This window comes from Caldanaerobacter sp., assembly GCF_049701115.1.
Taxonomy (GTDB): domain Bacteria; phylum Bacillota; class Thermoanaerobacteria; order Thermoanaerobacterales; family Thermoanaerobacteraceae; genus Thermoanaerobacter.
Genome location: NZ_JBNATX010000001.1, coordinates 1 through 23,373, shown reverse-complemented (window position 1 = coordinate 23,373; position 23,373 = coordinate 1). Strand labels below are relative to the sequence as shown.

Annotated in this window: 26 protein-coding genes and 1 rRNA gene; 2 read left to right on the top strand and 25 right to left on the bottom strand. The window is 36.2% G+C overall.

The window, feature by feature from the left end:
• Positions 1–13: 13 nt before the first annotated feature.
• Positions 14–1,633, bottom strand: a complete 1,620-nt coding sequence (locus tag ACPLVE_RS00135; protein WP_424608746.1) for a DAK2 domain-containing protein — start codon at positions 1,631–1,633, stop codon at positions 14–16.
• A complete protein-coding gene (locus ACPLVE_RS00130; protein ID WP_424608745.1) occupies positions 1,605–1,955 on the bottom strand; it encodes an Asp23/Gls24 family envelope stress response protein in 351 nt (116 codons plus the stop codon). The genes ACPLVE_RS00135 and ACPLVE_RS00130 overlap by 29 nt, the downstream gene beginning before the upstream one ends.
• A gap of 149 nt (positions 1,956–2,104) precedes the next feature.
• Here ACPLVE_RS00130 and rpmB point away from each other — a divergent pair, with 149 nt between their 5' ends.
• On the top strand, positions 2,105–2,293 hold the full coding sequence (gene rpmB, locus ACPLVE_RS00125) for a 50S ribosomal protein L28 (RefSeq protein WP_424608743.1): 189 nt from the start codon (positions 2,105–2,107) through the stop codon (positions 2,291–2,293).
• A 30-nt stretch (positions 2,294–2,323) separates the two neighbouring features.
• Here the strand turns inward: rpmB and ACPLVE_RS00120 are convergent, their stop codons facing one another.
• The 21 genes from ACPLVE_RS00120 to ACPLVE_RS00020 form a co-directional block, all read right to left on the bottom strand.
• A complete protein-coding gene (locus ACPLVE_RS00120) occupies positions 2,324–2,506 on the bottom strand; it encodes a hypothetical protein (RefSeq protein WP_424608741.1) in 183 nt (60 codons plus the stop codon).
• Between the two features lie 62 nt (positions 2,507–2,568).
• Positions 2,569–3,204, bottom strand: a complete 636-nt coding sequence (locus ACPLVE_RS00115; protein WP_424608739.1) for a thiamine diphosphokinase — start codon at positions 3,202–3,204, stop codon at positions 2,569–2,571.
• Entirely contained in the window at positions 3,201–3,851 is a 651-nt protein-coding gene (rpe, locus tag ACPLVE_RS00110) for a ribulose-phosphate 3-epimerase (protein ID WP_424608738.1), read from the bottom strand. Before rpe ends, ACPLVE_RS00115 begins: the two co-directional genes overlap by 4 nt.
• Positions 3,848–4,735 (bottom strand): ribosome small subunit-dependent GTPase A, encoded by an 888-nt coding sequence (gene rsgA / locus ACPLVE_RS00105; protein ID WP_424608736.1) that lies wholly within the window; start codon positions 4,733–4,735, stop codon positions 3,848–3,850. The genes rpe and rsgA overlap by 4 nt, the downstream gene beginning before the upstream one ends.
• The gene (pknB, locus tag ACPLVE_RS00100) at positions 4,736–6,613 is read right to left on the bottom strand and encodes a Stk1 family PASTA domain-containing Ser/Thr kinase (RefSeq protein WP_424608734.1); all 1,878 of its coding nucleotides are present in this window, start codon (positions 6,611–6,613) and stop codon (positions 4,736–4,738) included. It lies immediately after the preceding gene.
• Positions 6,610–7,353, bottom strand: coding sequence for a Stp1/IreP family PP2C-type Ser/Thr phosphatase (locus ACPLVE_RS00095; RefSeq protein WP_424608733.1), 744 nt, complete (start codon positions 7,351–7,353; stop codon positions 6,610–6,612). The genes pknB and ACPLVE_RS00095 overlap by 4 nt, the downstream gene beginning before the upstream one ends.
• 5 nt (positions 7,354–7,358) lie before the next feature.
• Complete coding sequence (rlmN, locus tag ACPLVE_RS00090; protein WP_424608732.1) at positions 7,359–8,387, bottom strand: 23S rRNA (adenine(2503)-C(2))-methyltransferase RlmN; 1,029 nt, start codon at positions 8,385–8,387, stop codon at positions 7,359–7,361.
• Between the two features lie 19 nt (positions 8,388–8,406).
• Entirely contained in the window at positions 8,407–9,738 is a 1,332-nt protein-coding gene (gene rsmB, locus ACPLVE_RS00085; RefSeq protein WP_424608730.1) for a 16S rRNA (cytosine(967)-C(5))-methyltransferase RsmB, read from the bottom strand.
• A gap of 18 nt (positions 9,739–9,756) precedes the next feature.
• Entirely contained in the window at positions 9,757–10,440 is a 684-nt protein-coding gene (locus ACPLVE_RS00080; RefSeq protein WP_424608729.1) for a zinc metallopeptidase, read from the bottom strand.
• 4 nt (positions 10,441–10,444) lie between these two features.
• Positions 10,445–11,197 (bottom strand): DUF116 domain-containing protein, encoded by a 753-nt coding sequence (locus tag ACPLVE_RS00075; protein WP_424608727.1) that lies wholly within the window; start codon positions 11,195–11,197, stop codon positions 10,445–10,447.
• Positions 11,198–11,223: 26 nt separating this feature from the next.
• The gene (fmt, locus tag ACPLVE_RS00070) at positions 11,224–12,153 is read right to left on the bottom strand and encodes a methionyl-tRNA formyltransferase (RefSeq protein WP_424608726.1); all 930 of its coding nucleotides are present in this window, start codon (positions 12,151–12,153) and stop codon (positions 11,224–11,226) included.
• A 3-nt stretch (positions 12,154–12,156) separates the two neighbouring features.
• On the bottom strand, positions 12,157–12,636 hold the full coding sequence (def, locus tag ACPLVE_RS00065) for a peptide deformylase (RefSeq protein ID WP_424608724.1): 480 nt from the start codon (positions 12,634–12,636) through the stop codon (positions 12,157–12,159).
• Between the two features lie 26 nt (positions 12,637–12,662).
• On the bottom strand, positions 12,663–14,861 hold the full coding sequence (gene priA / locus ACPLVE_RS00060) for a primosomal protein N' (RefSeq protein WP_424608722.1): 2,199 nt from the start codon (positions 14,859–14,861) through the stop codon (positions 12,663–12,665).
• 49 nt (positions 14,862–14,910) lie between these two features.
• A complete protein-coding gene (gene coaBC / locus ACPLVE_RS00055; RefSeq protein WP_424609151.1) occupies positions 14,911–16,110 on the bottom strand; it encodes a bifunctional phosphopantothenoylcysteine decarboxylase/phosphopantothenate--cysteine ligase CoaBC in 1,200 nt (399 codons plus the stop codon).
• A gap of 7 nt (positions 16,111–16,117) precedes the next feature.
• On the bottom strand, positions 16,118–16,330 hold the full coding sequence (rpoZ, locus tag ACPLVE_RS00050) for a DNA-directed RNA polymerase subunit omega (protein WP_424608720.1): 213 nt from the start codon (positions 16,328–16,330) through the stop codon (positions 16,118–16,120).
• Complete coding sequence (gmk, locus tag ACPLVE_RS00045) at positions 16,327–16,941, bottom strand: guanylate kinase (RefSeq protein ID WP_424608718.1); 615 nt, start codon at positions 16,939–16,941, stop codon at positions 16,327–16,329. Before gmk ends, rpoZ begins: the two co-directional genes overlap by 4 nt.
• Positions 16,942–16,953: 12 nt before the next feature.
• Positions 16,954–17,253, bottom strand: coding sequence for an extracellular matrix/biofilm regulator RemA (gene remA / locus ACPLVE_RS00040; protein ID WP_424608717.1), 300 nt, complete (start codon positions 17,251–17,253; stop codon positions 16,954–16,956).
• A 12-nt stretch (positions 17,254–17,265) separates the two neighbouring features.
• Positions 17,266–18,138 carry a YicC/YloC family endoribonuclease gene (locus ACPLVE_RS00035; protein WP_424608715.1) on the bottom strand — a complete coding sequence of 291 codons (873 nt, stop codon included), beginning with the start codon at positions 18,136–18,138 and terminating at the stop codon, positions 17,266–17,268.
• 57 nt (positions 18,139–18,195) lie between these two features.
• On the bottom strand, positions 18,196–19,023 hold the full coding sequence (dapF, locus tag ACPLVE_RS00030; RefSeq protein WP_424608713.1) for a diaminopimelate epimerase: 828 nt from the start codon (positions 19,021–19,023) through the stop codon (positions 18,196–18,198).
• A 90-nt stretch (positions 19,024–19,113) separates the two neighbouring features.
• On the bottom strand, positions 19,114–20,244 hold the full coding sequence (locus ACPLVE_RS00025) for an MFS transporter (protein ID WP_424609149.1): 1,131 nt from the start codon (positions 20,242–20,244) through the stop codon (positions 19,114–19,116).
• Positions 20,237–20,779 (bottom strand): Chromate resistance protein ChrB, encoded by a 543-nt coding sequence (locus ACPLVE_RS00020; protein ID WP_424608712.1) that lies wholly within the window; start codon positions 20,777–20,779, stop codon positions 20,237–20,239. The genes ACPLVE_RS00025 and ACPLVE_RS00020 overlap by 8 nt, the downstream gene beginning before the upstream one ends.
• A gap of 123 nt (positions 20,780–20,902) precedes the next feature.
• On the opposite strand from ACPLVE_RS00020, the gene ACPLVE_RS00015 reads away from it, so the two are divergent.
• Positions 20,903–22,612 (top strand): Rqc2 family fibronectin-binding protein, encoded by a 1,710-nt coding sequence (locus ACPLVE_RS00015; protein WP_424608710.1) that lies wholly within the window; start codon positions 20,903–20,905, stop codon positions 22,610–22,612.
• 2 nt (positions 22,613–22,614) lie between these two features.
• On the opposite strand, the gene thpR is transcribed toward ACPLVE_RS00015, so the two are convergent.
• Together thpR and rrf are read right to left on the bottom strand one after the other, a co-directional pair.
• Positions 22,615–23,163 carry an RNA 2',3'-cyclic phosphodiesterase gene (gene thpR / locus ACPLVE_RS00010; RefSeq protein WP_424608708.1) on the bottom strand — a complete coding sequence of 183 codons (549 nt, stop codon included), beginning with the start codon at positions 23,161–23,163 and terminating at the stop codon, positions 22,615–22,617.
• Positions 23,164–23,289: 126 nt separating this feature from the next.
• Positions 23,290–23,373, bottom strand: a 5S ribosomal RNA gene (gene rrf / locus ACPLVE_RS00005); the annotation flags it as partial.

Below are 23,373 nucleotides of genomic sequence, written 5' to 3'. Positions count from 1 at the left end.
CTTTTTCACCTTTTTATTCAAGTGATATGACGTAATAATAGAGCGGCTGACCTCCATAATGAACCTCCACATCCAGCTGATCGGAAACAAAATCTCTAAGAGTTTCTGCTTCTTCCCTTGTAACATCTTTACCATAATATATAGTCACAAGAGAAGTTTCTGGAGTTACAGAGTTCATTATAAGATTTTTTGCCACTTCGTTATAATCTTTCCCTACCATCTCCAGTTTCTCATTTACAAACCCTAATATGTCTCCTTCTTTTATATCAAAACCGTTTATCTTCGACTTCCTGATGGCAAAGGTAACTTCAATGGTTTTTACACCCTTTAACACTTCTTCAATATCCTTTATATTTTCATCAAATCCCTTTTCCAAATCGAGAGCTAAAATAGCAGCAATCGCCTCGTTAAAGTTTCTGGTAGGAATAACTTCTACTTTCTTATCCGTCAATTTTTTTGCCTGTTCACACGCCATCACTATATTTTTATTGTTGGGAAATACAAGAATATGTTCTGCATTAATCTTCTCTATTCCTCTTAAAATCTCGTTAGTACTGGGATTCATAGTTTGTCCCCCGTCAATTATTACATCGCATCCCAAGTTCTTAAAAATCTCTTTTACTCCATCCCCTGTAGCTACCACAAGAATACCATATTTTTTATTGGGCTTTTTATTTTCTTCTATAATGGTCTCATGTTGGAACTTCATGTTGTCAATCTTGACTTTTATTAGTTCCCCTATCTTTACTCCTTCTTCCAGTACTAGACCAGGATTGTTAGTATGAACATGCACTTTCAAAAGGTCATCCTCTGCCACAACCACTAAGCTATCTCCAAAAATTTTAAAACGCTCTTTTAAAAGCGCCTCTGAATAACTTTTGTTAGTTTTGACAAGTATTTCTGTACAATAAAGATACTTAAGTTCTCCCTCAGGGAGCTTTAACTCTTTTTTATCTTCAAAGACCTCCTGAAGCTCTATCTTATTTCCTTTAAGTCCTTCCAGCATCCCCCGAAGCACGTATACAAAACCTGTTCCACCTGAATCAACTACACCAGCTTCTTTCAAAATGGGAAGTAAATTAGGAGTATTCTTTAAAGATTGTTCTGCTTTGCTAATTAAAATTTCTAAGAAATCTTCGAATTCTTGCACTTCACGACATATGTTTATAGCCTCTTCTGCTGTCTCTCTTGCCACAGTGAGAATAGTACCTTCCACCGGCCTCATAACTGCTTTGTAGGCAGTCTCCACTCCAGCCTTTAGCCCCTTCGCAAAATCACAGGTAGTGATTTTCTTTAAACCCTTTAGCTCTCTTGTAAATCCCCTAAAAATCTGGGACAAGATTACTCCCGAATTCCCTTTTGCTCCCATTAAAGTGCCTTTAGAAATTGTTTCCAATACTTCTCTTATAGTATCCCCAGTTTTCTCCAGTTCCTTTGCGGCATAAAGAAGCGTATGAGCCATGTTAGTGCCAGTATCTCCATCAGGTACAGGAAATACATTTAACTTATCCACTTCACTTCTATTGTTGTACAAATAATTAGCACCGGTTATTATCATATTCTTTAAAATCTTTCCCTCTATATTTTTCAACGTACCTTCCTCCTTAATTGTCAACCTTGATTCCCTGAACATTTATTGTAACATTTGATACCTTAAGGCCTGTAAACTTTTCTACAGCATACTTTACTCTTTCGATCGCATTCAAAGATACAGTCTTTATATTCACTCCATAAAGTACCACTATGTATACTTCTAAAACTAAGCCCTCCTGGGAAGAGGATACTTTGACACCTTTCCCGGAATTTTCCGTCTTGAATATCTCTACCAAGCCATTTGCTCCTTTTCTTCCTAATCCCACTATTCCATAGCATTCTGAAACAGCCCTGCTGGTCACTGCAGCAATGGCATCATTTGAAATGGTTATGCTACCATAGTTGTTTTTTATCTGAACCATACTCTATCCCTCCGATTCTTATTTATATTTTACCTGAAAGTTTCTCTGCTATCAACCAAATTGTCAAAGAAGGTATTTACATTTAAACAATATGATGATAAAATGGTATTGTTGCGAAAAATACAGGTCTTAAAAGGAGGTAATCAACAATGCCAAAATGCGACATTTGCGGCAAAGGCTCTATAAGGGGCTTTCAATACAGCCACTCCAACAGAAGAACCATAAGAAGGTGGAAGCCTAATATAAGAAAAGTAAGAGCTATTGTGGATGGTACCCCTGTAACTCTCAACGTGTGCGCAAAATGTCTCAAGGCAGGAAAAGTTCAAAGAGCTCTATAAAGAAGACGTGCAGCTTTGCACGCTTTTATTTTATTTAAAATATATGTTAACATAGTATCCCGTTATTACAAGTAAAATACCTAATAAAATCATCCACAGCCATGGTGGAATAGACATAACAAAAATAAAAGCCCCAATCCCCATCAGCAGGTACCCAAGTGCATAATTTGTTTGCCTATTGAATCTTTTTAGCTTTTGAATAAATTTATTCATAAAAACGCCCCTTCCTTTTCATGAAGCTAATACATACTATTCAAAGGAAGGGGATTAAGACACTAGTCTTTAGGTTTTATGACAAGTAGAAGCCCCTTTTTTATTTTTACGGAGGCTTTTTCTTCTATAAAAACATTGCTTATCCCATAGGGGTTTTCCATTACCATAGTCTCTCCAGAAAGAGGATAAAAAAGTCCTTTTGTATATATTCCCTCTACCTCTCCAGAATAAGGAAGTAAAGACAGTAAGTCCCCTTTTTCCCCCTCAAGCTCTATCTGGTCATCTATCAAGTAAATTTCATTTTTCTCGTTTATAATCCTGCTCTTTACACCTCTTTTCAGCGAATAAAGCAAAAGAGAAAGGTTGGCATAGGAATGGTCAAATCTGTCGCCAATAACTCCTATAAAAGTTATTTCATTGGCTCCCAGTTCTATAGCTCTTTTCAGTGCAAGCTGTGTATCTGTTTCATCCTTCATTGTAGGAAATTTTTCTACCATAACCCCTTGCTTTTGATAAAATTCCAGTATCTCTTTATCTACCGAATCAAAATCACCTATTATTAAAAAAGGCTTTATTTTCATCCTATAAGCATGATTCGCTCCTCCATCAGCACATATAACCATATCTACTTCTTCCAAAAGGCTTTTATAGAATTCATAGTCTCTTATTTCGCCATTGGATATAATCAGCACTTTCATACTCCTACAGCCTCTCTAAAAGCTTTTATAGTAGCCGAAGGATCGGGCGAATCGAATATTGCAGACCCCGCCACTACTATGTCTGCTCCAGCCTCCACAACCTGTTTTATATTGTTTACGTTTATTCCACCGTCTACCTCGATTTCAAAACTCAAATTCTGTTCTTTCCTGATGGTATCTAATTCTTTAATTTTTTTAAGCATGGAATCTATGAATTTTTGACCACCAAAGCCCGGATTTACAGTCATAATAAGCACCATATCCACGTATTCTAAAATGTATTTTAAAGTTTCAAGGGGAGTGGCAGGATTTAGAGCAACTCCCGCCTTTATCTCATGGTTTTTTATCCTTTGTATCGTCCTGTGCAGATGTACACAGGCTTCCTGATGTACTGTAATAATATCTGCTCCAGCCTTTACAAAGTCTTCTATATAAAAATCAGGATTTTCAATCATAAGATGGACGTCAAAAGGTAAAAACGTATATTGTCTAAGGGCCTTTACTACCAAAGGACCAACTGTTATATTAGGAACAAAGTGTCCATCCATCACGTCTATGTGCAAAAGATCTGCATCTTCTTCTATTTCTTTTACTTCTTGCAAAAGGTTAGCAAAATCGGCCGAAAGTATAGAAGGAGCAATTTTCAACTTTTATACCTCCTCTTTTCCTTATCTTTTATCTCCCTCAAAAGAGTTAAATAGCTTATATACCTCTGTCTATCTATGTGACCCTCATCTAAAGCTTCAATTACCGCACAGCCCGGCTCACTCACATGAAGGCAAGAAGTAAATCTGCAGTTTTCTTGAAATTTTAAAAATTCTCTGAAATAATTCCTAAGCTCCTCCTTAGCAATATCAATCTCCAAAGCTGTAAAACCAGGCGTATCTAAAACATATCCTCCAAAATCCAAAGACAAAAACTCCACGCTCCTAGTAGTATGCCTTCCCCTCCCAAGCTTCTCACTAAGTTCTCCCGTCTTTAATTTTATATTTGACTGTATCGAATTTATCAAAGAAGACTTACCTACTCCAGAAGGCCCTGCAAAGAATGAGATCCTGTCTTTTAAATACTCCTTTAACTCTTTTAGACCTTCTCCAGTTACAGCAGAAGTCGCTAAGGCTTTGTAACCTATTTTTTTGTAAACCCCAATTAGATTATCTACTGCTTCCCTTTTTTCCATGTCTACTTTATTTATGCAGATTATAGGTTCTATATGATTGACCTCTGCAAGGACAACCATTTTATCCAAAAGCACCCTGTTTATTTCTGGCTTAGATATTGTAAAAACTATTATGGCTTGATCTACATTGGCAACAGGAGGCCTTATGAGTTGATTCTTCCTGGGCAAAATCTCTAATATATACCCCTCTTTTTCATTCACCAGCTGTATTTCAACTAAATCTCCAACCATAGGTACAATGTTCTCTTTTCTAAATTTTCCTCGCGCTCGACACTCTATAATACCTCGATCCGTAGCCACATAATAAAATCCAGCGATTCCCCTCGTGATTCTTCCTTTTACCCTCTCCAATTAAAATCTCGCCTCCACTCTGCTGTATACTTGTCCATCAATGTCAACTTCAATAATGGCTTTCCCTTTTTTAGCTGTCACAGGAACATTCAAAGGGCTATCGTTAGAAGTATGTTCTCCAGAATAGACTAGGCTCTTCTTTCCGTCCTGTATAACATAAACCTCTACTTTCATAGGCCCGTCTTTATTTGGCAAATTAATGATAACATTTTTCGTCGACTCTTGCAAAGAATTTTGTGGCAATTTACTAACTATCAAATCTATCGGACTTCCCTTTTTAACTTGAGTATCAGGTGGGACGCTTTGCTGAAGCACTGTATTTTCCGGAACATCGGTGGTTTCATTGTAAATAACTTTCCCCAGCGTCAATCCAGCATTTTCAAGAGCGACTTTAGCTTCATCAAGACTCATATTCACTACATTTGGAACAACCGAAGGTTGTGAGCCTTTGCTCACGTACACGTCGATTGTAGTACCATATTCTACCTGAACTCCGTATCGAGGATTCTGATCAAATACATATCCCTTTTGATACTGGTCATTGTAGTTTTCAATAAAATTGACTTTAAGACCTGCATTTTCCAAAATGCTTTTAGCCTCAAGATAATCACGCCCTATTACATTTGGAACAATAACTACCTGTCTTCCTTTGCTTATTATAACATATACTGTACTCCCCGGTTTTACTAACGTACCCTCTGCAGGCTGTTGTTCAATTATAGTATTTTCTGGTTTATCACTGTATCGTTCCTCGCTTATCTCCATTTTCAAATTATGTTCGGACAAAATTTTGCTCGCCTGACTAATAGAAAGTCCTACCACATTTGGAACAACTACATCGCTCACTTTAAAGAAATTATTAAGGACATAAAAAGTTCCATAAGAAAGAGAAGCTAGAAACATCAAAACAAGAAGAATAACTCCCACTTTTTTCCACAAATCTTTCCTCTTTTTCTCTCTTTCTGCTTTTAAAGCAGTTCTCTTTAATTCTTCAGCCTCTTTTGAGGGCATAACCTTTGTCTTTTCAAAATCTCTTTCTTCAAATACGAGGTCTTTCGGATTTCTGAGAAAAGTATCCAGGTCTTTCAAAAATTCGGATGCTGTTTGATATCTCAAGTTAGGGTCTTTCTGCGTAGCTTTCATAACTATTTTATCGAGTTCTTCGGGAACTTTTTCATTAAACCGCGATGGGGGTATTATATCTTCCTGTATGTGCTTTAAAGCCACAGAAATAGGGCTTTCTCCCTCAAAAGGAACTTTACCCGTCAGCATCTCAAAAAGCACTATACCAAGAGAATATATATCTGTTCTCTCATCCACTATACTACCCTTTGCTTGTTCAGGAGAAAAATAGTAAGCAGTTCCAATCACATCTCCTGTATAAGTTATGGTAGCTCCGTTAGCAGCTCTAGCTATCCCAAAATCGGTCACCTTTACTACATCATCTTCTGTAATCAAAATGTTTTGAGGTTTTATGTCTCTATGAATTATCTTATTTTTATGAGCATGATCTAAGGCTTTAGCAACCTGCCGAGCAATGTTTACCGCTCTTTCTATCTCAAGAGGTCCCCCATTTTCTTTAATAATTTCCTTTAATGTATGACCCTTTACATATTCCATTACAATATAGTATATATCTCCTTCTTGTCCTACATCATATATACTTACTATATTTGGGTGAGAAAGACTAGCTGCAGCCTGCGATTCCCTCTTAAACTTCTTTACAAAACTCTCATCCGCTGCAAATTCTGGCCTTAAAATCTTTATGGCAACAATTCTGTTAAGGAGGTGGCATTTGGCCTTGTAAACCTTTGCCATTCCACCTTCTCCTATTTTTTCCAATATCTCGTACCTGTTCCCCAGTATTTTCCCTATCACAGTCCCACCTCCTTAACAGCTACGATAGTTATATTGTCATAGCCGCCATTTTCTTTAGCCATGTTTACAAGGTTCTCACATGCTTTAGTTATGTCCTTATTTTTGCTGAATTCTTGCAGTATGTCTTCATCCCTTACCAAATTTGTAAGCCCGTCAGTGCATAAGCATAGGATGTCCTGAGGCAGCACATCCCCATAAAAGATATCCACTTCAACTTCTTCATCAACACCCAGAGCCCTTGTAATGATGTTCTTCTGTGGATGAACCCTCGCTTCTTCTTGTGTTATCTTGCCCATTTTCACTAATTCTTCTACAAATGAATGGTCTTCTGTTATTTGCAAAATTTTTTTATTTCTTATTAAATACGCTCGGCTGTCGCCAATATGACCTATAAAAAAGTGATTTTTTTCAAAAAACAGTAGGGTAAGGGTGGTTCCCATGCCTTCAAGCTCACATTCAGCACAAGCATAACTGTACACAACTTTATTGGCAAACTTTACAGAATTCTTTACCAATTCTTCTATAGCGTTGGCTTCTTTGGTTTTCAACTTGGGATAATTATCTTTGAAATACTCTACTACCGACTCTACAGCCAATTTACTAGCGATCTCTCCTCCGTTATGTCCTCCCATCCCATCTGCTACTATGAAAAGCGGAAAATCCTTATCAAAAGAAGCATAATAATAGTCCTCATTTTTTTCTCTAAAATTGCCTATATCAGTAAGGGCAGCCACAATCATAAACCTTACCCCTCTTTCAGATACTTTCTTCTCAACTGCCCACAAGCAGCCTCAATATCGCTTCCTAACTCTCTTCTCACAGTACACGGTATCCCAGCATTTTCAATGATCCTTTTAAACATCATTACTTTTTCATTACTGGACTTCCTAAAACCTATTTCTTTCACGTAATTTATAGGAATCAGATTTACATGGCATAACATGCCTTTAAGAAGGTCTACCAGCTGGTAAGCATGTTCTTTTTTGTCGTTTATTCCATCAATTAATGCATATTCGAAAGTGATCCTTCTGTTAGTTTTTTCTGTATAATATCTGCAGGCTTTCATCAAATCTTCCAGTGGATACGCTCTGTTTATCGGCATAAGTTCGCTTCTCAATTCGTTGTTAGGAGCATGCAAAGATATAGACAAATTCACCTGAAGATTTTCCTCTGCAAATCTGTAAATCTTAGGAACTATACCTACAGTAGAAATGGTGATATGCCTTTTCCCTATATTTAAACCAAAAGGATTATTAACTATCTTAATAAATTTCATAACTTCATCATAATTGTCAAAAGGCTCTCCACTCCCCATAAGAACTATATTGGAAATCTTACCGTAATCCTGGTCTATTGCCATTACTTGGTCTACCATTTCTGACGCTTTTAGGTCCCTTACTTTTCCTCCTATGGCAGAAGCACAAAATTTGCACCTCATATTACACCCAACCTGAGTAGATACACAAGCTGTATTTCCATATTTATACCTTATTCCCACACCTTCAATTATATTTTTATCTTCTAGCAAAAACAAATACTTAACCGTATCATCTATCTGGGAAACTCGTCTTTCTATGATTTTCAACTCAGATACATAAGCGATTTCTTTAAGTTTTGCTCTTAAATCTTTAGAAATATCCGTCATCAAGTCAAAATCTTTGACTCTTTTTTCATAGATCCATTTGTAAAGCTGTTTCGCCCTAAACTTGCTTTCTCCCAACTTTTCAAAAAATTCTTCCATTTCTTCCAAAGTCATGTCCTTTAAGTTGTACAAGTTGTACTACCCCCACTTTTCAGTATATTCTTTTTAACTTTGCAATAAAAAACCCGTCAATTTTATGTTCCAAGGGAGTTGTCTGTATATACCCCTCCTTAGAAGTTTCATCCTTAAGATTTGAAGGCAAACAATCTGAAATGTCGACGGCTACAAAATTTTTATGCTCCTTTAAAAACCTATCTATTACTTCTTGATTTTCTTCCTTTCCAATAGTACACGTACTGTAAACCAGAACCCCTTCTCTTTTTAAATAAAGTGAACTGGATTTCAAGATATTATACTGCTTCTCAATGAGGTTTCTGATCTCTGTTTCATCGTAATGTTTAAGTTTGATATCAGGCTTTTTCCTTATTATCCCTATTCCTGTACAAGGGACATCGGCTAAAACTTTATCTGCTCTTCCTAAATATTTTTCGTTAACTGAAGTAGCATCAAATAGTTCAGCCTTGACATTTAAAACTCCTAATCTTTTACTATTCTCCTCTATAAGCTTTAATCTATGTGGATGCAAATCAAAAGCTATAACCTCGCCCGTGTTTTCCATAATCTGACTTATATGAGTGGTCTTACCCCCCGGTGCAGCACACACATCTATTACCATTTCTCCTTTTTGAGGAGCCAAAATTTTAGAGACAAGCATAGAAGCCTCATCCTGAGGATGTATCAAGCCCTCTTTGTAAAAAGGATGGTTTTCTGGATTCTTCAGGTCAATATAAAAAGCTTCCTTAAGATAGTAGCCTCTTTTATAAGTGATTCCTTTTTCTTTTAGTTTTTTTTCAAATTCTTCCGGTGAAATCTTTAAAGTGTTAACTCTGTAAGAAATTTCTGGTTTCTCATTTAAACTTATAAGCAGTTCTTCGGATTTCTTTTCACCAAAATTTTTTAGGAATCTCTCAATTATCCAATCAGGATAAGAGTAAGTAACTTTCAAATAAAGGCGCAAGTCCTGTCTATCAGGAAACCTGACTTTTTCTCTTTCACGGAGATAATTTCTTAAAACTGCGTTCAAAAAGCTAGCCATTTTTTTACCAAGAAACTTCTTAGCTACTTCTACTGTCTCATTTATAGCCGCATAGTCCGGAACTTTTCCCATGTATAAGATTTGATATAGTCCCATCTCAAGAAGCAATAGTGCCTTTGCATCAGGAAATTTCTTTACAAAAAAAGAAAGTATAAAGTCCAAAGTATATTTTCTTTCAATAACTCCATAGACTAACTCTTTCACAAATGCTACATCAATTTCTTTTATCTTTTCTTTCTGCAAATGCTTAGAAAAAGATATATTTATATACGCTTTTTTGATTATCACATCATACAATATTTTATAAGCCAATTCTCTTGGTTTCATTTATTGGACAAATCCCCTTTACTCTCTGGTATCCCTTATGATGAAGAGTCTTAAAAGCTGCATTATAGAAACCAGCGCAGCCGCTACGTAAGTTAAAGCAGCTGCCTGCAATACTTTCCTTGCAGGCTCTAAATCTTCTCTTGTAAAAAATCCGTTTTTTTGAAGCAATGCTATTGCTCTTCTGCTGGCATCAATCTCTACAGGCAGAGTAATTACCTGGAAAAGTACAGCTGCACTGAAAAGTATTATTCCCAAGTTTATAAAGTGAATTCCTGCAGACCCCATGAAGAAACCTAAAATCACCATCGGCCATGCCAAATTTGCCCCTAAGTTAGCTACGGGCACGAGGCTATTCCTCATCAAAAGAGGAATGTAACCTTTTGCATGCTGCACTGCATGGCCTGCCTCATGAGCAGCTACACCTATTGCGGCTATGGAATCATTCCCGTATACTGAATCTGACAATCTCAAAACTTTTACTCTTGGGTCATAATGGTCTGTCAAATTTCCGGGAATCCTTTCAATTCTGACGTCATAAAGGCCTACACTGTCAAGTATTCTCCTGGCTACCTGTTCTGCAGTATAACCGTACACATTTCGTACACGCGAATACTTGCCAAAAGTACTCTGAACTTGCGCCTGCGCATACATGGCAAATAGTAATGCAGGGATTAGAAGGATTATAGTGCTATCCCAGAACATAACCTCACCCTCCGTTTAACAACCTTTTGACTGTGTTTTCAACTTCAAAAACATCCACTTTAGTATTAAAACATGGCCCATTTGGCCTATCATTTATTATACCATACACGGGAATTTGTTTCACATCCTGCATCCCACTTGTTAAGTCTCTTTCGCAAGCAATAGCTATTATCACCTTAGGTCTTAAATCCCTTACTATTTTTCTTGCCATAGTCCCTCCAGTAGCCACAGCTACGTTGATTCCATACTTTTCTTTTAAGTTTACTAAATCGTTTATCTGGCATTGCCCGCATCTCTTGCAATTGTCTATATCGTATGTAACTTTGAATTTACAACCGCTATATTGTATACAATGAGGTGCAAGGATTAGTATATCTTTAGCTTCATATTTCTTCAAATTTTTATTGAAAAGAAAATTTTTTATAGCTATATAGGACTGTTCTATTTTTTCTTCTTTAATCTGTAGTGTTCTTGATGCAAAAAGCACAACAGGATAAAAAATGTCTACAAAATTGGAAATAAAATAAAGTGATGAACTGCTGCTTTTTCGAAACAATATTACATAAAATGCTACTCCTAGCACCAAACCTACCAAAATAGTAATCACAAGGAAAAAAAGCGCTATAGTTACTATGAAATACCTGTAAAATTCGGTCTTATCATTGTAAAGTGAGTACACAAAAGCTGTGAGCACTGACGCAAAAAACACAAAGCTTAAGCCTAAAATTCCAAAGAATAACCTCTTTCTCCCTTTCAAGAAAAATTCTCCTCTTTTTTATTTTTTTATTTTAAAATTGTTCCCTCAGGTATATTGTGACCCCTTAAATACTCTCTAATACTCATTTTTCTTGAACCTTCTTGTTGGATCTCTAAAACCTTAAGAGCATTTTCACTACATTTTATAACAAGTTCATCTTTTGATTTAAGAACACTTCCTGAAGGTTCAAGCCCTGAGTACTCTACTACTTCTGCTTTCCAGATTTTCAGCATCTTGTCATCATAAAAAGTATAACAGCCAGGCCAAGGTTTTAACCCTCTTATCAAATTCCTAATCTTGTAAGCCGGCTTCTTCCAATCGATATGCCCCATTTCTTTGGTTATAATTGGAGCATATGTAGCTTCTTCTTCTCTTTGCTTTTCAGGAATTAAGGTCCCTTCTTCAAGTTTTCTTAAAGTCTCAATCAAGACTTCTGCTCCCAAATTGGCAAGTTTATCATGAAGAGTCTCTGCATCATCCTCTTCCTCTATAGGTATGGCTTTTCTTATAAGCATGTCTCCTGTATCCAAACCCTTGTCCATCAACATAGTGGTAATACCTGTTTCTTTTTCACCGTTTATTATCGCCCAGTTTATAGGAGCAGCTCCCCTGTATTTAGGCAACAAAGAAGCGTGCACATTTATACAACCATACCTTGGCAATATTAAAACATCCTCAGGCAAGATTTTCCCATAAGCCACTACTACGATCACATCCGGGGCTAATTCTTTTAATTCCTTTAAAAATTCGTAATTGTTCTTTACCTTTTCTGGCTGGAGCACTCTTACTCCTTTTTGTAACGCCAATTCTTTTACAGGTGAAAAACTAACCTTCATTCCTCTTCCCTTTTGTTTATCTGGCTGAGTTACAACCGCTACAACCTCATATCCTTCCTCGAAAAGCTTTTTTAAAGAGGGGACGGCAAATTCTGGCGTCCCCATAAAGACAACCCTCAAAATCTATACCTCCTTGACTCCTTCTAATTCTTCCTTATCCAGATACCTTATCACCTTATCTATAAATAGCACACCTTCTAAATGGTCTATTTCATGGCACAATGCCCTTGCTAAAAGTTCTTCGCCTACTATTTCTTTAACATTTCCATCCCTATCCTGATACTTAACTTTAACTTTTTGAGGCCTTTTCACTTCCCCATATACTCCAGGAATACTAAGACATCCTTCTGGCCCGATTTGTTCTCCTTCCACATAGATAATCTCAGGATTTATAAGTTCTAAAAGCCCTTCTCCAACATCTATTACAACTAACCTTCTTAGAATTCCTACTTGATTAGCTGCTAAACCAACTCCGTCGTTTAGATACATAGTCTCTGCCATATCTTCTAAAATGGTGATGATATGAGAATTTATTTCAGTAACAGGCTTCGCCTTCTTTCTTAGCACAGGATCTCCGATTTTTCTTATATACCTTATAGCCAACACAAATACCTCCTTAAAATTTAATTTTACATTATATTAAGCGGATCAATATCAAAAGCAACCCTTACTTCCTTTGGATGTCTCATATTTTCTATGTGTCCTGCAATTTCCTCAAGTACTTTTCTATCTTCACTTTTTACGATTACCTGCCACCTGTATCTATTATTAAGCTTACTTATTGGAGCAGGAGCAGGTCCTAATATTTTATTATAACTCCCAATTTGAAGTTTGTTAATAACTTTCTGACAGATTAAATAAGTGTTAGCTGAAGTATTTTTTACCTCTTCCTCATTCTCTCCTGATACCACAATATTCATAAGATGGGCAAAAGGAGGATATTTAAATGCTTCTCTATATTTTATCTCTTCCTTAAAAAACTTGACGTAGTCCTGCTCTTTTGCGGTAACAATGCTATAATGGGTATCGTCGTAAGTCTGTATAACTACTCTTCCGGGCTTTTCACCTCTTCCCGCTCTCCCCGCCACCTGCGTCAATAACTGAAAGGTTCTCTCGCTAGACCGAAAATCTGGCAAATTTAAAGTTATATCAGCAAGTATAACTCCCACCAAAGTTACATTGGGTATGTCAAAACCTTTTGATATCATCTGCGTCCCTATCAAAATATCTGCTTTCCCACTTTTAAACTCGTAAAATATTTTTTCGTGAGAGCCCTTTTTCCTAGTAGTGTCTACATCCATCCTTAAAATCCTTGCCTCCGGAAAAAACTTTTTTACATCCATCTCTACCCTTTCTGTCCCAATTCCCATATAGCGTATCCTTTTGCTGCCGCATTTAGGACATATATCCTTCATAGGCTCTTCATAACCGCAATAATGGCACACCAGTTTCTTATCCTCAAAATGATATGTCAAAGATATATCGCAGTTAGGACATTTAGGAACATAACCGCAATCTCTGCAGGCAACAAAAGACGAATAGCCCCGTCTATTCAAAAAGAGAATTGTCTGCTCACCTTTTTTTAGATTTTCCTTAATATACGAAAAAAGTCTTCTGCTAAAAATAGAAGTATTTCCTTTTGCTAACTCTTCACTCATGTTGACAATCTCTATCTTAGGCATAGAGGCTTTTATTCGCTTTGTAAGCGTCAAAAGCTTATATTCTCCCTTTAAAGCTTTATGGTAAGTTTCAAGTGAAGGAGTAGCACTTGCCATAACCAATACTGCATTTTCTATTTCGCACCTTTTCTCTGCAACTTCTTTAGCGTTATAACGGGGTCTTACATCTGATTGTTTGTAAGTAGCTTCGTGCTCTTCATCTATGATTATAATCCCGAGATTATCAAAAGGGGCAAAAACTGCACTTCTCACTCCTACTACCACATCTACCTCTTTATTTTTAACCTTACGCCATTCATCAAATCGTTCTCCGGGAGAAAGACCACTGTGAATAACGGCAACTCTGTCACCAAAACGGCTTACAAATCTTTCAATTGTCTGGGGAGTTAAGGATATCTCTGGGACAAGCACTATTGCAGCTTTACCCATTTTTATCGCTTCTTCTATAAGATTTAGATAAACCTCTGTTTTCCCGCTCCCCGTAACTCCAAAGAGCAGGAAGGCATCAGAATGACCAGACAAAATAGACTTCTTTACCTCTTCTACTGCTTTTTTCTGTTCCTCTGTTAATACCGGTGGAATAGACTTCTGTACAAATTTCACTTGAAATCTTTTTATCTCTTCTTCGTAAACCTCTATATAACCTTTTTTTTCAAGAACCTTTATTGTCCCATAATCCGTATTTAAGGCCCTCACTAAGTCAGAAAGCTTTATAGGGTTTCTTTTCCTTAGGTATCGAAGGATTTCCCATTGCTTTGGTGCCCTTTTAAAGTCCTCTTCAAAAATGTCATCTACCTTCAGCCGCACAAGCTTTATCTTCTTCTCTCCCTTATCTATTCCTGCTGGCATCATTGTCTGAAAAACCTCGGAAAAATAGCATTTGTAATATTCCTTCATCCACTTCGCCAATTCTATCATTTTTTTGTTAAAAATTGGATACCTGTCTAGAACCTTGTAGATACTTTTTATCTTTTCCTCCGAATAAGAAGGATTATCCGTAAGGCTTGTAACATAGCCTTCTACAAGCCTATTTCTAAAAGGGACTAAAACCCTCATTCCAACATCAAGTTCCATCCCTTCCGGTACCTTATAAGTATAAAGCCTATCAGTATTAGAAGCTTTTATCTCCACTATGACTTCGGCAAACATGGCAACCTCCGCCTGATAAGATTTTATAAATAAAAAAAGCCAAAAAGGCTTACAATAAATTTGCAATCTCGTCTAAAATAACGTGGGCTGCTTCTTTTTTTGTCATCAAAGGATATTCTTTTACTTCAAGGTCTTTATTTATGATTTTTATTATATTAGTATCCACTTCAAAACCGGCCCCTTCTTCAGATACATTATTTGCGACTATTAAATCCATATTTTTTTCTTTTAATTTCTTTTTCGCATACTCTAACAGGTTTTCGGTTTCAGCTGCAAAACCAATTGAAATCTTATCACCTTTTCTCTGCCCCACCTCATACATTATATCTGGATTCCTTATAAATTCAACTATCATCGTCTCTTCTTCTTTTTTTATTTTTTCTTTTTTTACCTCCTTAGGCCTGTAATCTGCAACGGCTGCTGCCCCAACTATTATGTCTGCATCTTCTAAGTGCATCATCACGGCGTTGTACATATCAGTAGCTGTTTCAACCGGAATAAATGTGACCCCTTTAGGAATATCTATATGCGTGGGACCGGATACAAGTACCACATGGGCTCCTCTTTCCATAAACGCCTTAGCAATCTCGTATCCCATCTTACCAGAGGACCTGTTAGTAATATATCTCACGGGATCCAAAGGTTCCCTTGTTGGACCAGCTGTTATCAAAACTCTTTTGCCTTCAAAATCTTTTTTCTTTTCCCTATATAAAAGGTCAAGTATAATTTTCTCAATCTCTTCTACATCTGCCAACTTGCCAGCTCCAACTGTGCCACAAGCCAATCTTCCTGCAGCAGGTTCAACAAAAATAAACCCCAGATCTTTTAATGTCTTAATATTTTTTTGAGTCAAGGGATTTGTGTACATGTTAGTGTTCATGGCTGGCGCAATTAGCACTGGGCTTTTTGTAGCAAGTAAAGTCGTAGTCAACATGTCGTCAGCAATTCCATGAGCAATTTTTGCAATTATATTAGCAGTGGCAGGAACTATAGCAAAAAGGTCTGCTTTTTCTGCAAGAGATATATGCTCAATCTCCCAATATTTTCTATCTTCAAACATGTCCACAGTTACCTTGTTGTGGGTCAAAGCCTCAAATGTCAGAGGATTTACAAAATTAGTGGCTTCTTTAGTCATAATGACATCTACATTTATATCTCTCTTCACAAGCCTTGAAGTAAGGTCTGCAGCCTTGTATGCAGCTATACCTCCTGTAACGCCGAGTACTAAATTTTTTTTTCTATCCATAATAACACCTCTATTTTATTCCATATTTCTGAGGTCTTTCATAGGTAATAAGTCCCCTATAGACTTCTTCCGTAGCGATTGTGACAGGTTTATCAGAATCTATATCTACTAATTTTTTATCTCCGGCTACCAGTTGTCTTGCTCTTTTTGCCACAAGAGCACATAAAGTGTACTTACTATCTACTCTCTCCATTAAGTCTACTATGGAGGGGTATAAAATCATACTAATTCCTCCTTTATCTTAAGGTATAGCTCTTTGTTTCTATCGACACGGCATTTCTCAGCTATAATTATAGCACGGATTTTTTCTACTGCTTTATCTACATCATCGTTTATAACTACATAATTATACTTGGACACATAATTGAGTTCTTCATAGGCACTTTTAAATCTTTTTATTATCTCTTCTTCGCTTTCAGTTCCTCTTTTCTTGATTCTGTTTTTCAACTCTTCCATAGAAGGAGGAAGAATAAAGATAAAGACACCCTCTGGAAATTTCTCCTTTACCTTGAGTGCACCTTGAATGTCGATTTCTAACACAACATCGTTACCCTCTTCTAAATTTTTTAAAACAAACTCTTTGGGGGTACCGTAATAATGGTCATAAACTTTTGCCCATTCCAAAAAGGCATCCTCTTCTATCATCCTTTTGAATTCCTCTTCTGACTTAAAAAAGTAGTTTTTCCCGTCAACTTCCCCTGCTCGCGGTTGACGCGTAGTAGCAGATATACTAAGTTTTAAATCTCTTTCTTTTTCTATTAAAGCCTTACAAACAGTCCCTTTTCCTGCTCCAGAAGGACCGGATATCACTATTAATAGCCCTTTTTTCGACAAACCAAATTCCCCCTACTCTTCTTCCTCTTCTTCCTCTTCTTCTTCTTCAAACTCTTCTTCTTCTATAATCTCTTTAGATGTCAGTCTGTTTGCAACAGTCTCTGGTTGAACCGCTGAAAGGATGATGTGATCACTATCAGTTATTATGACAGCCCTGGTCCTTCTACCGTATGTAGCGTCAATCAACATTCCCCTATTTTTAGCCTCTTGTATTATCCTCTTTATTGGTGCAGATTCTGGACTTACAATCGCCACCAACCTATTGGCCGATATTATATTGCCAAAACCTATATTTATTAGTTTAATTGACATACTTGTTCCTCCTTACTCTATATTTTGGATTTGTTCTCTAATTTTCTCAATTTCATCCTTCAAATTAATGACTTCTTTAGAGATTCTATAATCTATTGCCTTGGAAGCTATAGTATTAGCTTCTCTGTTCATCTCTTGAAGGATAAAATCCAATTTTTTACCCACAGGTTCCTCTTCCTCAAGTGAAGATTCAAATTGGCTGATATGGCTTTTAAGCCTTGTGATTTCCTCGGTGATACAAGCCCTGTCAGCAATTAAAGCCACTTCCATAGCAATTCTCATCGGCTCCACTTCCACTCCAAGTTCCTTTATTCTTTGTTCTAATCTTCTTTGATAATCTTCTACCATTGTAGAACTCAAATCTTCGACTCGTTCCACAATTCTTGTAATTTTTTCTAGCCTTTTTGCAACATCAACATATAATTTTCTACCTTCGCTTATTCTCATGTTGACCAATTTCTTTAGTGCATCCTCCAAAGCTCTCTCTAAAACTTCCCAAACCTCCTCCAAATTGACTTCCTCATTTTCTAATTTTATCACCTCTGGAAGGTTAATCAAGTCATGTACAGTTATAGACCCTTCTAAACTAAACTTAGACTTTACCTCAGAAAAAGCTTTTAAATATTCCTCCAATAAAGGATAGTCAATCTTTATAAAGTTCAAAGTCTTATCATATACGTCAAAACTTATACTTAAATCTACCCTCCCCCTTTTTATCTTTTCCCCCACAAACTCTCTTACTCTCTCCTCTAATCCACTCAATAATTTATTAATCCTCAAATTTATGTCTAAAAACCTGTGATTTAGTGACCTAACCTCGACGGAAACTTTATATCCTTTATCTTGAATTTCACTTCGTCCATATCCGGTCATGCTTTTTATCATTAAAACCACCTTTTCTTATTATAGTCATTATACTCGAATTTCAAGCAGCACAAGAATTTAAATTTCAATTTCTCCTCTGAAAACTTCAACCGCTTCACCAGTTAAATAAATACCATTATCATCTTCCCTCCACTCTACAAAAAGCGCCCCTGCTTTGAAATGAACATGCACATTTCTCTTTGTTTTTCCTAATAGCGAAGATACAACAGCAGAAGCCGAAGCTCCGCTTCCACAAGCCAGGGTAAGCCCCACACCTCTCTCCCATGTCCGCACAAATATATTTTCTTCATTTTCTACCTTAACAAAGTCCACATTTGTCCCTTCTGGGAAAAGGGAACTTTTTTCAATCTTAGGCCCTAAATCTTTAATAAAACTTTCTTCTAAAGACGTAACAAATAAAACTGTATGCGGGACTCCTATTCTAACAGAAGACAATCTATAAGTTTTACCGTCTATTTTGACTGTTTCATCTATAAACCTCTGTTTTTCAGTTTTTACAGGTATTCTACTACTTTCAAAAACAGGACTTCCTATGTATACTCTGACACTTTTTACCTTTGCATCTTCTACAACAAGATCTGGCATTATTACTCCTGCCAGAGTTTCCACTGTCATTTTCTTTTTTGGAACTATACCCTTTTCATACACATATTTTGCGAAGCATCTGGCGCCATTACCACACATTTCTGCTTCGCTTCCATCTGCATTAAAAATCCTCATTTTCACATCAGCAATATATGAAGGCTCCACCACTAAAAGCCCATCTGCTCCTATGCCAAAGTGCCTGTCACAGAGTTTAACAGCTAGTTCGCTGTAATCAACCCCTTCTACTGCTTCAATCACTATGAAATCATTGCCCAAACCGTGCATTTTGGTAAATCTCACTTTAATACCACTCCTTCTAATCTTCAAAAATATTATAACATAAAAAAGGTCAATTTGGTTAGATATTTTGAGAAAACTTGAGCAAATAAGTCATAAAACAAATAAAAGCCCAATAGAAGCCAAAATTCCTAAAATTCCTCCGAAATAGAAAGGAGCACTGGCTCCAAATGCATCCCATAATAATCCTGCAATAAAAGATGCAGGTAAAAGACCAATACCCGTTAAAGTAGCATGAAGACCTATCACTGTTCCTCTCAAATGATCCGGAGAAATTTCTGCTACTAAGGCCTTTTCGACTCCCTCTGTCAAGGCCATATATAATCCATATACAGAAAACAACCACCACATGGCGGATTTAAATCCAAGCCTTCCAAATCCCAAGTATACCAAACCGTAAAATAAATATCCAAGTACAAGGAGTTTTTTTCTCCCTATCCTATCTGAAAGTCTCCCTGCCGGGTATGAAAAAAGCATGTAAACTACATTATACAATAAATACAAAAGTATCACATCGGCATCATTAAATCCTACATTTTTAGCTCTTAAGAGTAAAAACTGATTTGAAGAATTTCCTAAAGCGAAAATGAATATCACTATAAGAAAAAATTGTAATCTCTTATCTAAAGCTCTCCATGAAAAAGACATTCTCTTTGAAATTACTTTCCTTTTTGTGCTCTCTTTTGCAAAGAATAAAACTATCACTCCTAGCAGTGCAGGAACAATAGAGAACAAGAATACTAATTTATAATCTCCCTTGTAAGCAGTAATAAAATAATAAGCCAACACAATGCCTATAGTAGCTCCAAGAGTATCCATCGCTCTATGAAGCCCATATGCTCTTCCTATGGTTTCTCTATCCACCGTCTCTGCGATTAGCGCATCCCTTGGCGCAGTTCTTATGCCTTTTCCAAATCTATCCCAAGTTCTTCCCCAGAATACCCATCCCCAAGAGGAAGCAAAATATAAAAAAGCTTTTCCAACAGTAGAAAAAGAATAACCGAGTATAGCAAGAGACTTCCTTTTCCCTACCCTGTCAGATATGTATCCTGAAAATACTTTGAGAAGACTGGCAATGCTTTCTGCAACTCCTTCTATAAATCCTACTATGGCAGGACTTGCTCCAAGTTTTGAAGTCAAGTAAAGGGGAATCAACGGATATACCATTTCTGTAGATATATCAGTCAAAAGGCTCGTCAATCCGAGGATTATTACATTAAGCATTAAAATCCTCCTCTCTGTTCTTTTCATAAACTATTTTGGAAAATTTCTCAAACTCTTCGCTCGCTTTCTTCAAAAGCTCCTCTGCTTTTCTCTTCATTTCGCAATTGAAAACATCTCTTTCTGTCACTTTTTTGAACCATCTGTAAAGCTTATTAAGTTCGTCCTCATTTTCTTCTAATTCTGCAAAAGTGAAGTTCTCTCTGTTTATTTCTTTTTCAATTTCTTTGAAAAATTCCTCACATTGCTCAATCACTTCGTTGTACTCTTCTCTTCTCTGTTTATTAAACTGCTCAATCAAGTCCTTTTCAATTTCTTCTCCAAGCGCTACTACCTCGAAGGATTTAAAGTCCCCTCCAAATCCTTTTACCTCTTTTTCTAAATCTTCTACTTCTTTTAGAAATTTTTCCATATAAGGCACGATACAAACAGACTGTTGTAAATATAAAGCTCCAATTCTTTTTACTTTTCTCCATATAGTGACTCTCGCAGTAGAAGAATCACTAGGCACTTTATACACAAAAAGAAGCCATTTCATTCCAAAGGCCTCCCCACTTTTCATTTATTTAATTGTAACAACTGTTACAATTAAAGTCAATATTGTACAAATTTTTTTTGTAAGTTATACTCTTAATGTAGACAAAAAACTGGAGGTATGATTATGGCCTTCGATGGTGTGACTTTACATGCAATAGTAAAAGAGCTCAAAAAGGAAATTGAGGGAGGCAGAATTGAAAAAATCTATCAGCCTGAAAAAGAAGACTTGATTTTTACAATCCGGTCAAAAAGCAAAAACTATAAACTCCTATTATCTGCCAATGCCAATTATCCTAGAATTCACCTTACAAAAGAAGATAAAGAAAACCCCCTAGAACCTCCCATGTTTTGTATGCTTTTAAGAAAACACCTCCAAAACGGAAGAATAGTGGAAATAAAACAATTAGAGTTTGACAGAATAGTAGAAGTTGATATAGACACAAAAGACGAGCTTCAAGGTCAAACAATCAAAACGCTAGTTATCGAGATTATGGGGAGACATAGCAATGTAATATTAGTAGATAAGGTAAGTCAAACAATCCTTGATAGCATAAAAAGAGTTTATCCCGATATGAGCAGATTAAGAGAAGTATTGCCTGGCAAAAAATACACCTATCCTCCCTTGCAGCAAAAATTGAGTTTAAAAGACCTCACTTATGAATCTTTTAAAGAAGCCTTGTTGCATCAAAAAACAAAGAAAATAGAAAAGGCTTTAGTAGAAATATTGCAAGGCTTCAGCACCACATTAAGTAGTGAAGTTTCTTTTCAATGTGGCATATCAGATTCATTTGTAGAAACTTTGGGTGAAGAAAAAATTGAACAAATTTATCAGAAAGTAAGAGATATATATGAAAAAGTCTATAATTTAGAAGTTAAACCCTGTGTTGCTTTTCTAGAAGACAAAGTAGCTGATTTTTCTTGTATTGAACTCACTCAGTACAAGAAAAGGCTTATTTTTGATACAGTAAATGAAGCTGCTGATAAGTTTTTCTTTGAAAAAATAAAATCGGTAAATTTTCAAATGAAATCCTCTGACCTAAAAAAAATTGTACAAAATATTCTAGAAAAACTTTATGTCAAATTAAATAAATTACAGGAAGAATTAACAGAAGCAGATAAAGCAGAAATTTATAAATTATATGGTGAGCTCCTCACTGTTAATCTACATTCCATAGAAAAGGGAATAGAAAAGTTTAAAACTATTAATTATTACACAGGTGAAGAAATAGAAATCCCTCTGGAGAAAAGGCTTTCTCCTTCTCAAAATGCGCAAATGTACTATAAAAAGTACAACAAGCTGAAAAACGCTTTAAAAACAATTAAAGAGCAAATCTCTGAAACATTAGAAGAAATAAACTATTTAGAGGGACAGCTCATTAACATAGAAAATTCAACAACGCTTGAAGAATTAGAGGAAATAAAAAATGAACTTATAGAAGAAGGATATATACACAAGCAACAGAAGAAAAAAGCAACTTCTTCTACTTCTCAGCCACTTCATGTAGTATCCTCCGAAGGTTTTGACATATATGTAGGTAAAAACAATAGACAAAATGATTATTTAACACTAAAATTAGCTAATCCAAACGACATATGGCTTCACACAAAAGACATCCCAGGAGCACATGTAGTAATAAAGACTAACAATAGAGAAGTCCCTGAAAGTACTCTAGTTGAAGCAGCAAAATTAGCAGCAAAATACAGCAAAGCAAAATACTCTTCCAATGTTCCAGTAGATTATACCTTAAAAAAGTATGTAAAAAAACCCCCAGGTTCAAAACCGGGGTTTGTAATTTACACTAACCACAAAACCATCTATGTAAATCCTGAGTGAGCTCATTTAAGGGGCACAGTGAAAACTGGTATGTATTTTCTTTTGCCCTCAATAACAGTACTTTCATAGAGAGATATCTCTTTTACAGGGATATCCTTTTTTTCTATTTGGCTGAAAAGCTTATTTGCCTCTTCAATTCCAATTTTTAGCTTAATATCTCTCGCTATGGTAATGTGAGAAGTGAATTTTTTTTCTTCTTTGGGAAAACCAATCTTGTAAAGCTCATCTTCTATATTGGCGTGCAAAACATTTAAAAGTTCACTTTCCTCAGTTCCTAACCATAAAACCCTGATATTTTTGTTCCCTTTAAAAAAACCCACTTCTGAAAAACAAAGATAGAAAGGCTTTATTCCCTTTGTTGCTTTTTTTACTGCCTCTTCTATCTGGGGGACAAACTCTGGTTGTATTTCTCCCAAAAATTTCAATGTAATGTGAAAATTTTCTTTATTAGTCCACCTTCCTTCTATAGTGTATTCTCTAAGCATAGACTGAAATTCATAGATTTTCTCTATTATTTCTGTTTGCAGCCCTATTCCAATAAATGCTCTCATTTCCCTCTATCCTTCCTTTAAAGTTATTATTTCCCAGGAAATTTACTTAGGATTACTCTATAATTATACCATAAAAAGAGAAGAGGTAATTTGGCTTTTACCAAATTACCTCTTCTCTTAAAACTTTCCCGGCAGCGTCCTACTCTCCCGCTTACGCAGTACCATCGGCGCTGGAGGGCTTAACTTCCGTGTTCGGAATGGGAACGGGTG

Excerpts from the sequence above, each read along its gene's own strand:
- ACPLVE_RS00135 (WP_424608746.1), bottom strand. The coding sequence starts at position 1,633 with ATGTTCAGGGAATCAAGGTTGACAATTAAGGAGGAAGGTACGTTGAAA.
- ACPLVE_RS00130 (WP_424608745.1), bottom strand. The coding sequence starts at position 1,955 with ATGGTTCAGATAAAAAACAACTATGGTAGCATAACCATTTCAAATGAT.
- rpmB (WP_424608743.1), top strand. The coding sequence starts at position 2,105 with ATGCCAAAATGCGACATTTGCGGCAAAGGCTCTATAAGGGGCTTTCAA.
- ACPLVE_RS00120 (WP_424608741.1), bottom strand. The coding sequence starts at position 2,506 with ATGAATAAATTTATTCAAAAGCTAAAAAGATTCAATAGGCAAACAAAT.
- ACPLVE_RS00115 (WP_424608739.1), bottom strand. The coding sequence starts at position 3,204 with ATGAAAGTGCTGATTATATCCAATGGCGAAATAAGAGACTATGAATTC.
- ACPLVE_RS00095 (WP_424608733.1), bottom strand. The coding sequence starts at position 7,353 with ATGATTGTGGCTGCCCTTACTGATATAGGCAATTTTAGAGAAAAAAAT.
- rsmB (WP_424608730.1), bottom strand. The coding sequence starts at position 9,738 with ATGAAACCAAGAGAATTGGCTTATAAAATATTGTATGATGTGATAATC.
- ACPLVE_RS00080 (WP_424608729.1), bottom strand. The coding sequence starts at position 10,440 with ATGTTCTGGGATAGCACTATAATCCTTCTAATCCCTGCATTACTATTT.
- priA (WP_424608722.1), bottom strand. The coding sequence starts at position 14,861 with ATGTTTGCCGAAGTCATAGTGGAGATAAAAGCTTCTAATACTGATAGG.
- rpoZ (WP_424608720.1), bottom strand. The coding sequence starts at position 16,330 with ATGATTTTATACCCCTCCATAGTAGACTTAATGGAGAGAGTAGATAGT.
- remA (WP_424608717.1), bottom strand. The coding sequence starts at position 17,253 with ATGTCAATTAAACTAATAAATATAGGTTTTGGCAATATAATATCGGCC.
- ACPLVE_RS00035 (WP_424608715.1), bottom strand. The coding sequence starts at position 18,138 with ATGATAAAAAGCATGACCGGATATGGACGAAGTGAAATTCAAGATAAA.
- ACPLVE_RS00025 (WP_424609149.1), bottom strand. The coding sequence starts at position 20,244 with ATGCTTAATGTAATAATCCTCGGATTGACGAGCCTTTTGACTGATATA.
- ACPLVE_RS00020 (WP_424608712.1), bottom strand. The coding sequence starts at position 20,779 with ATGAAATGGCTTCTTTTTGTGTATAAAGTGCCTAGTGATTCTTCTACT.
- ACPLVE_RS00015 (WP_424608710.1), top strand. The coding sequence starts at position 20,903 with ATGGCCTTCGATGGTGTGACTTTACATGCAATAGTAAAAGAGCTCAAA.
- thpR (WP_424608708.1), bottom strand. The coding sequence starts at position 23,163 with ATGAGAGCATTTATTGGAATAGGGCTGCAAACAGAAATAATAGAGAAA.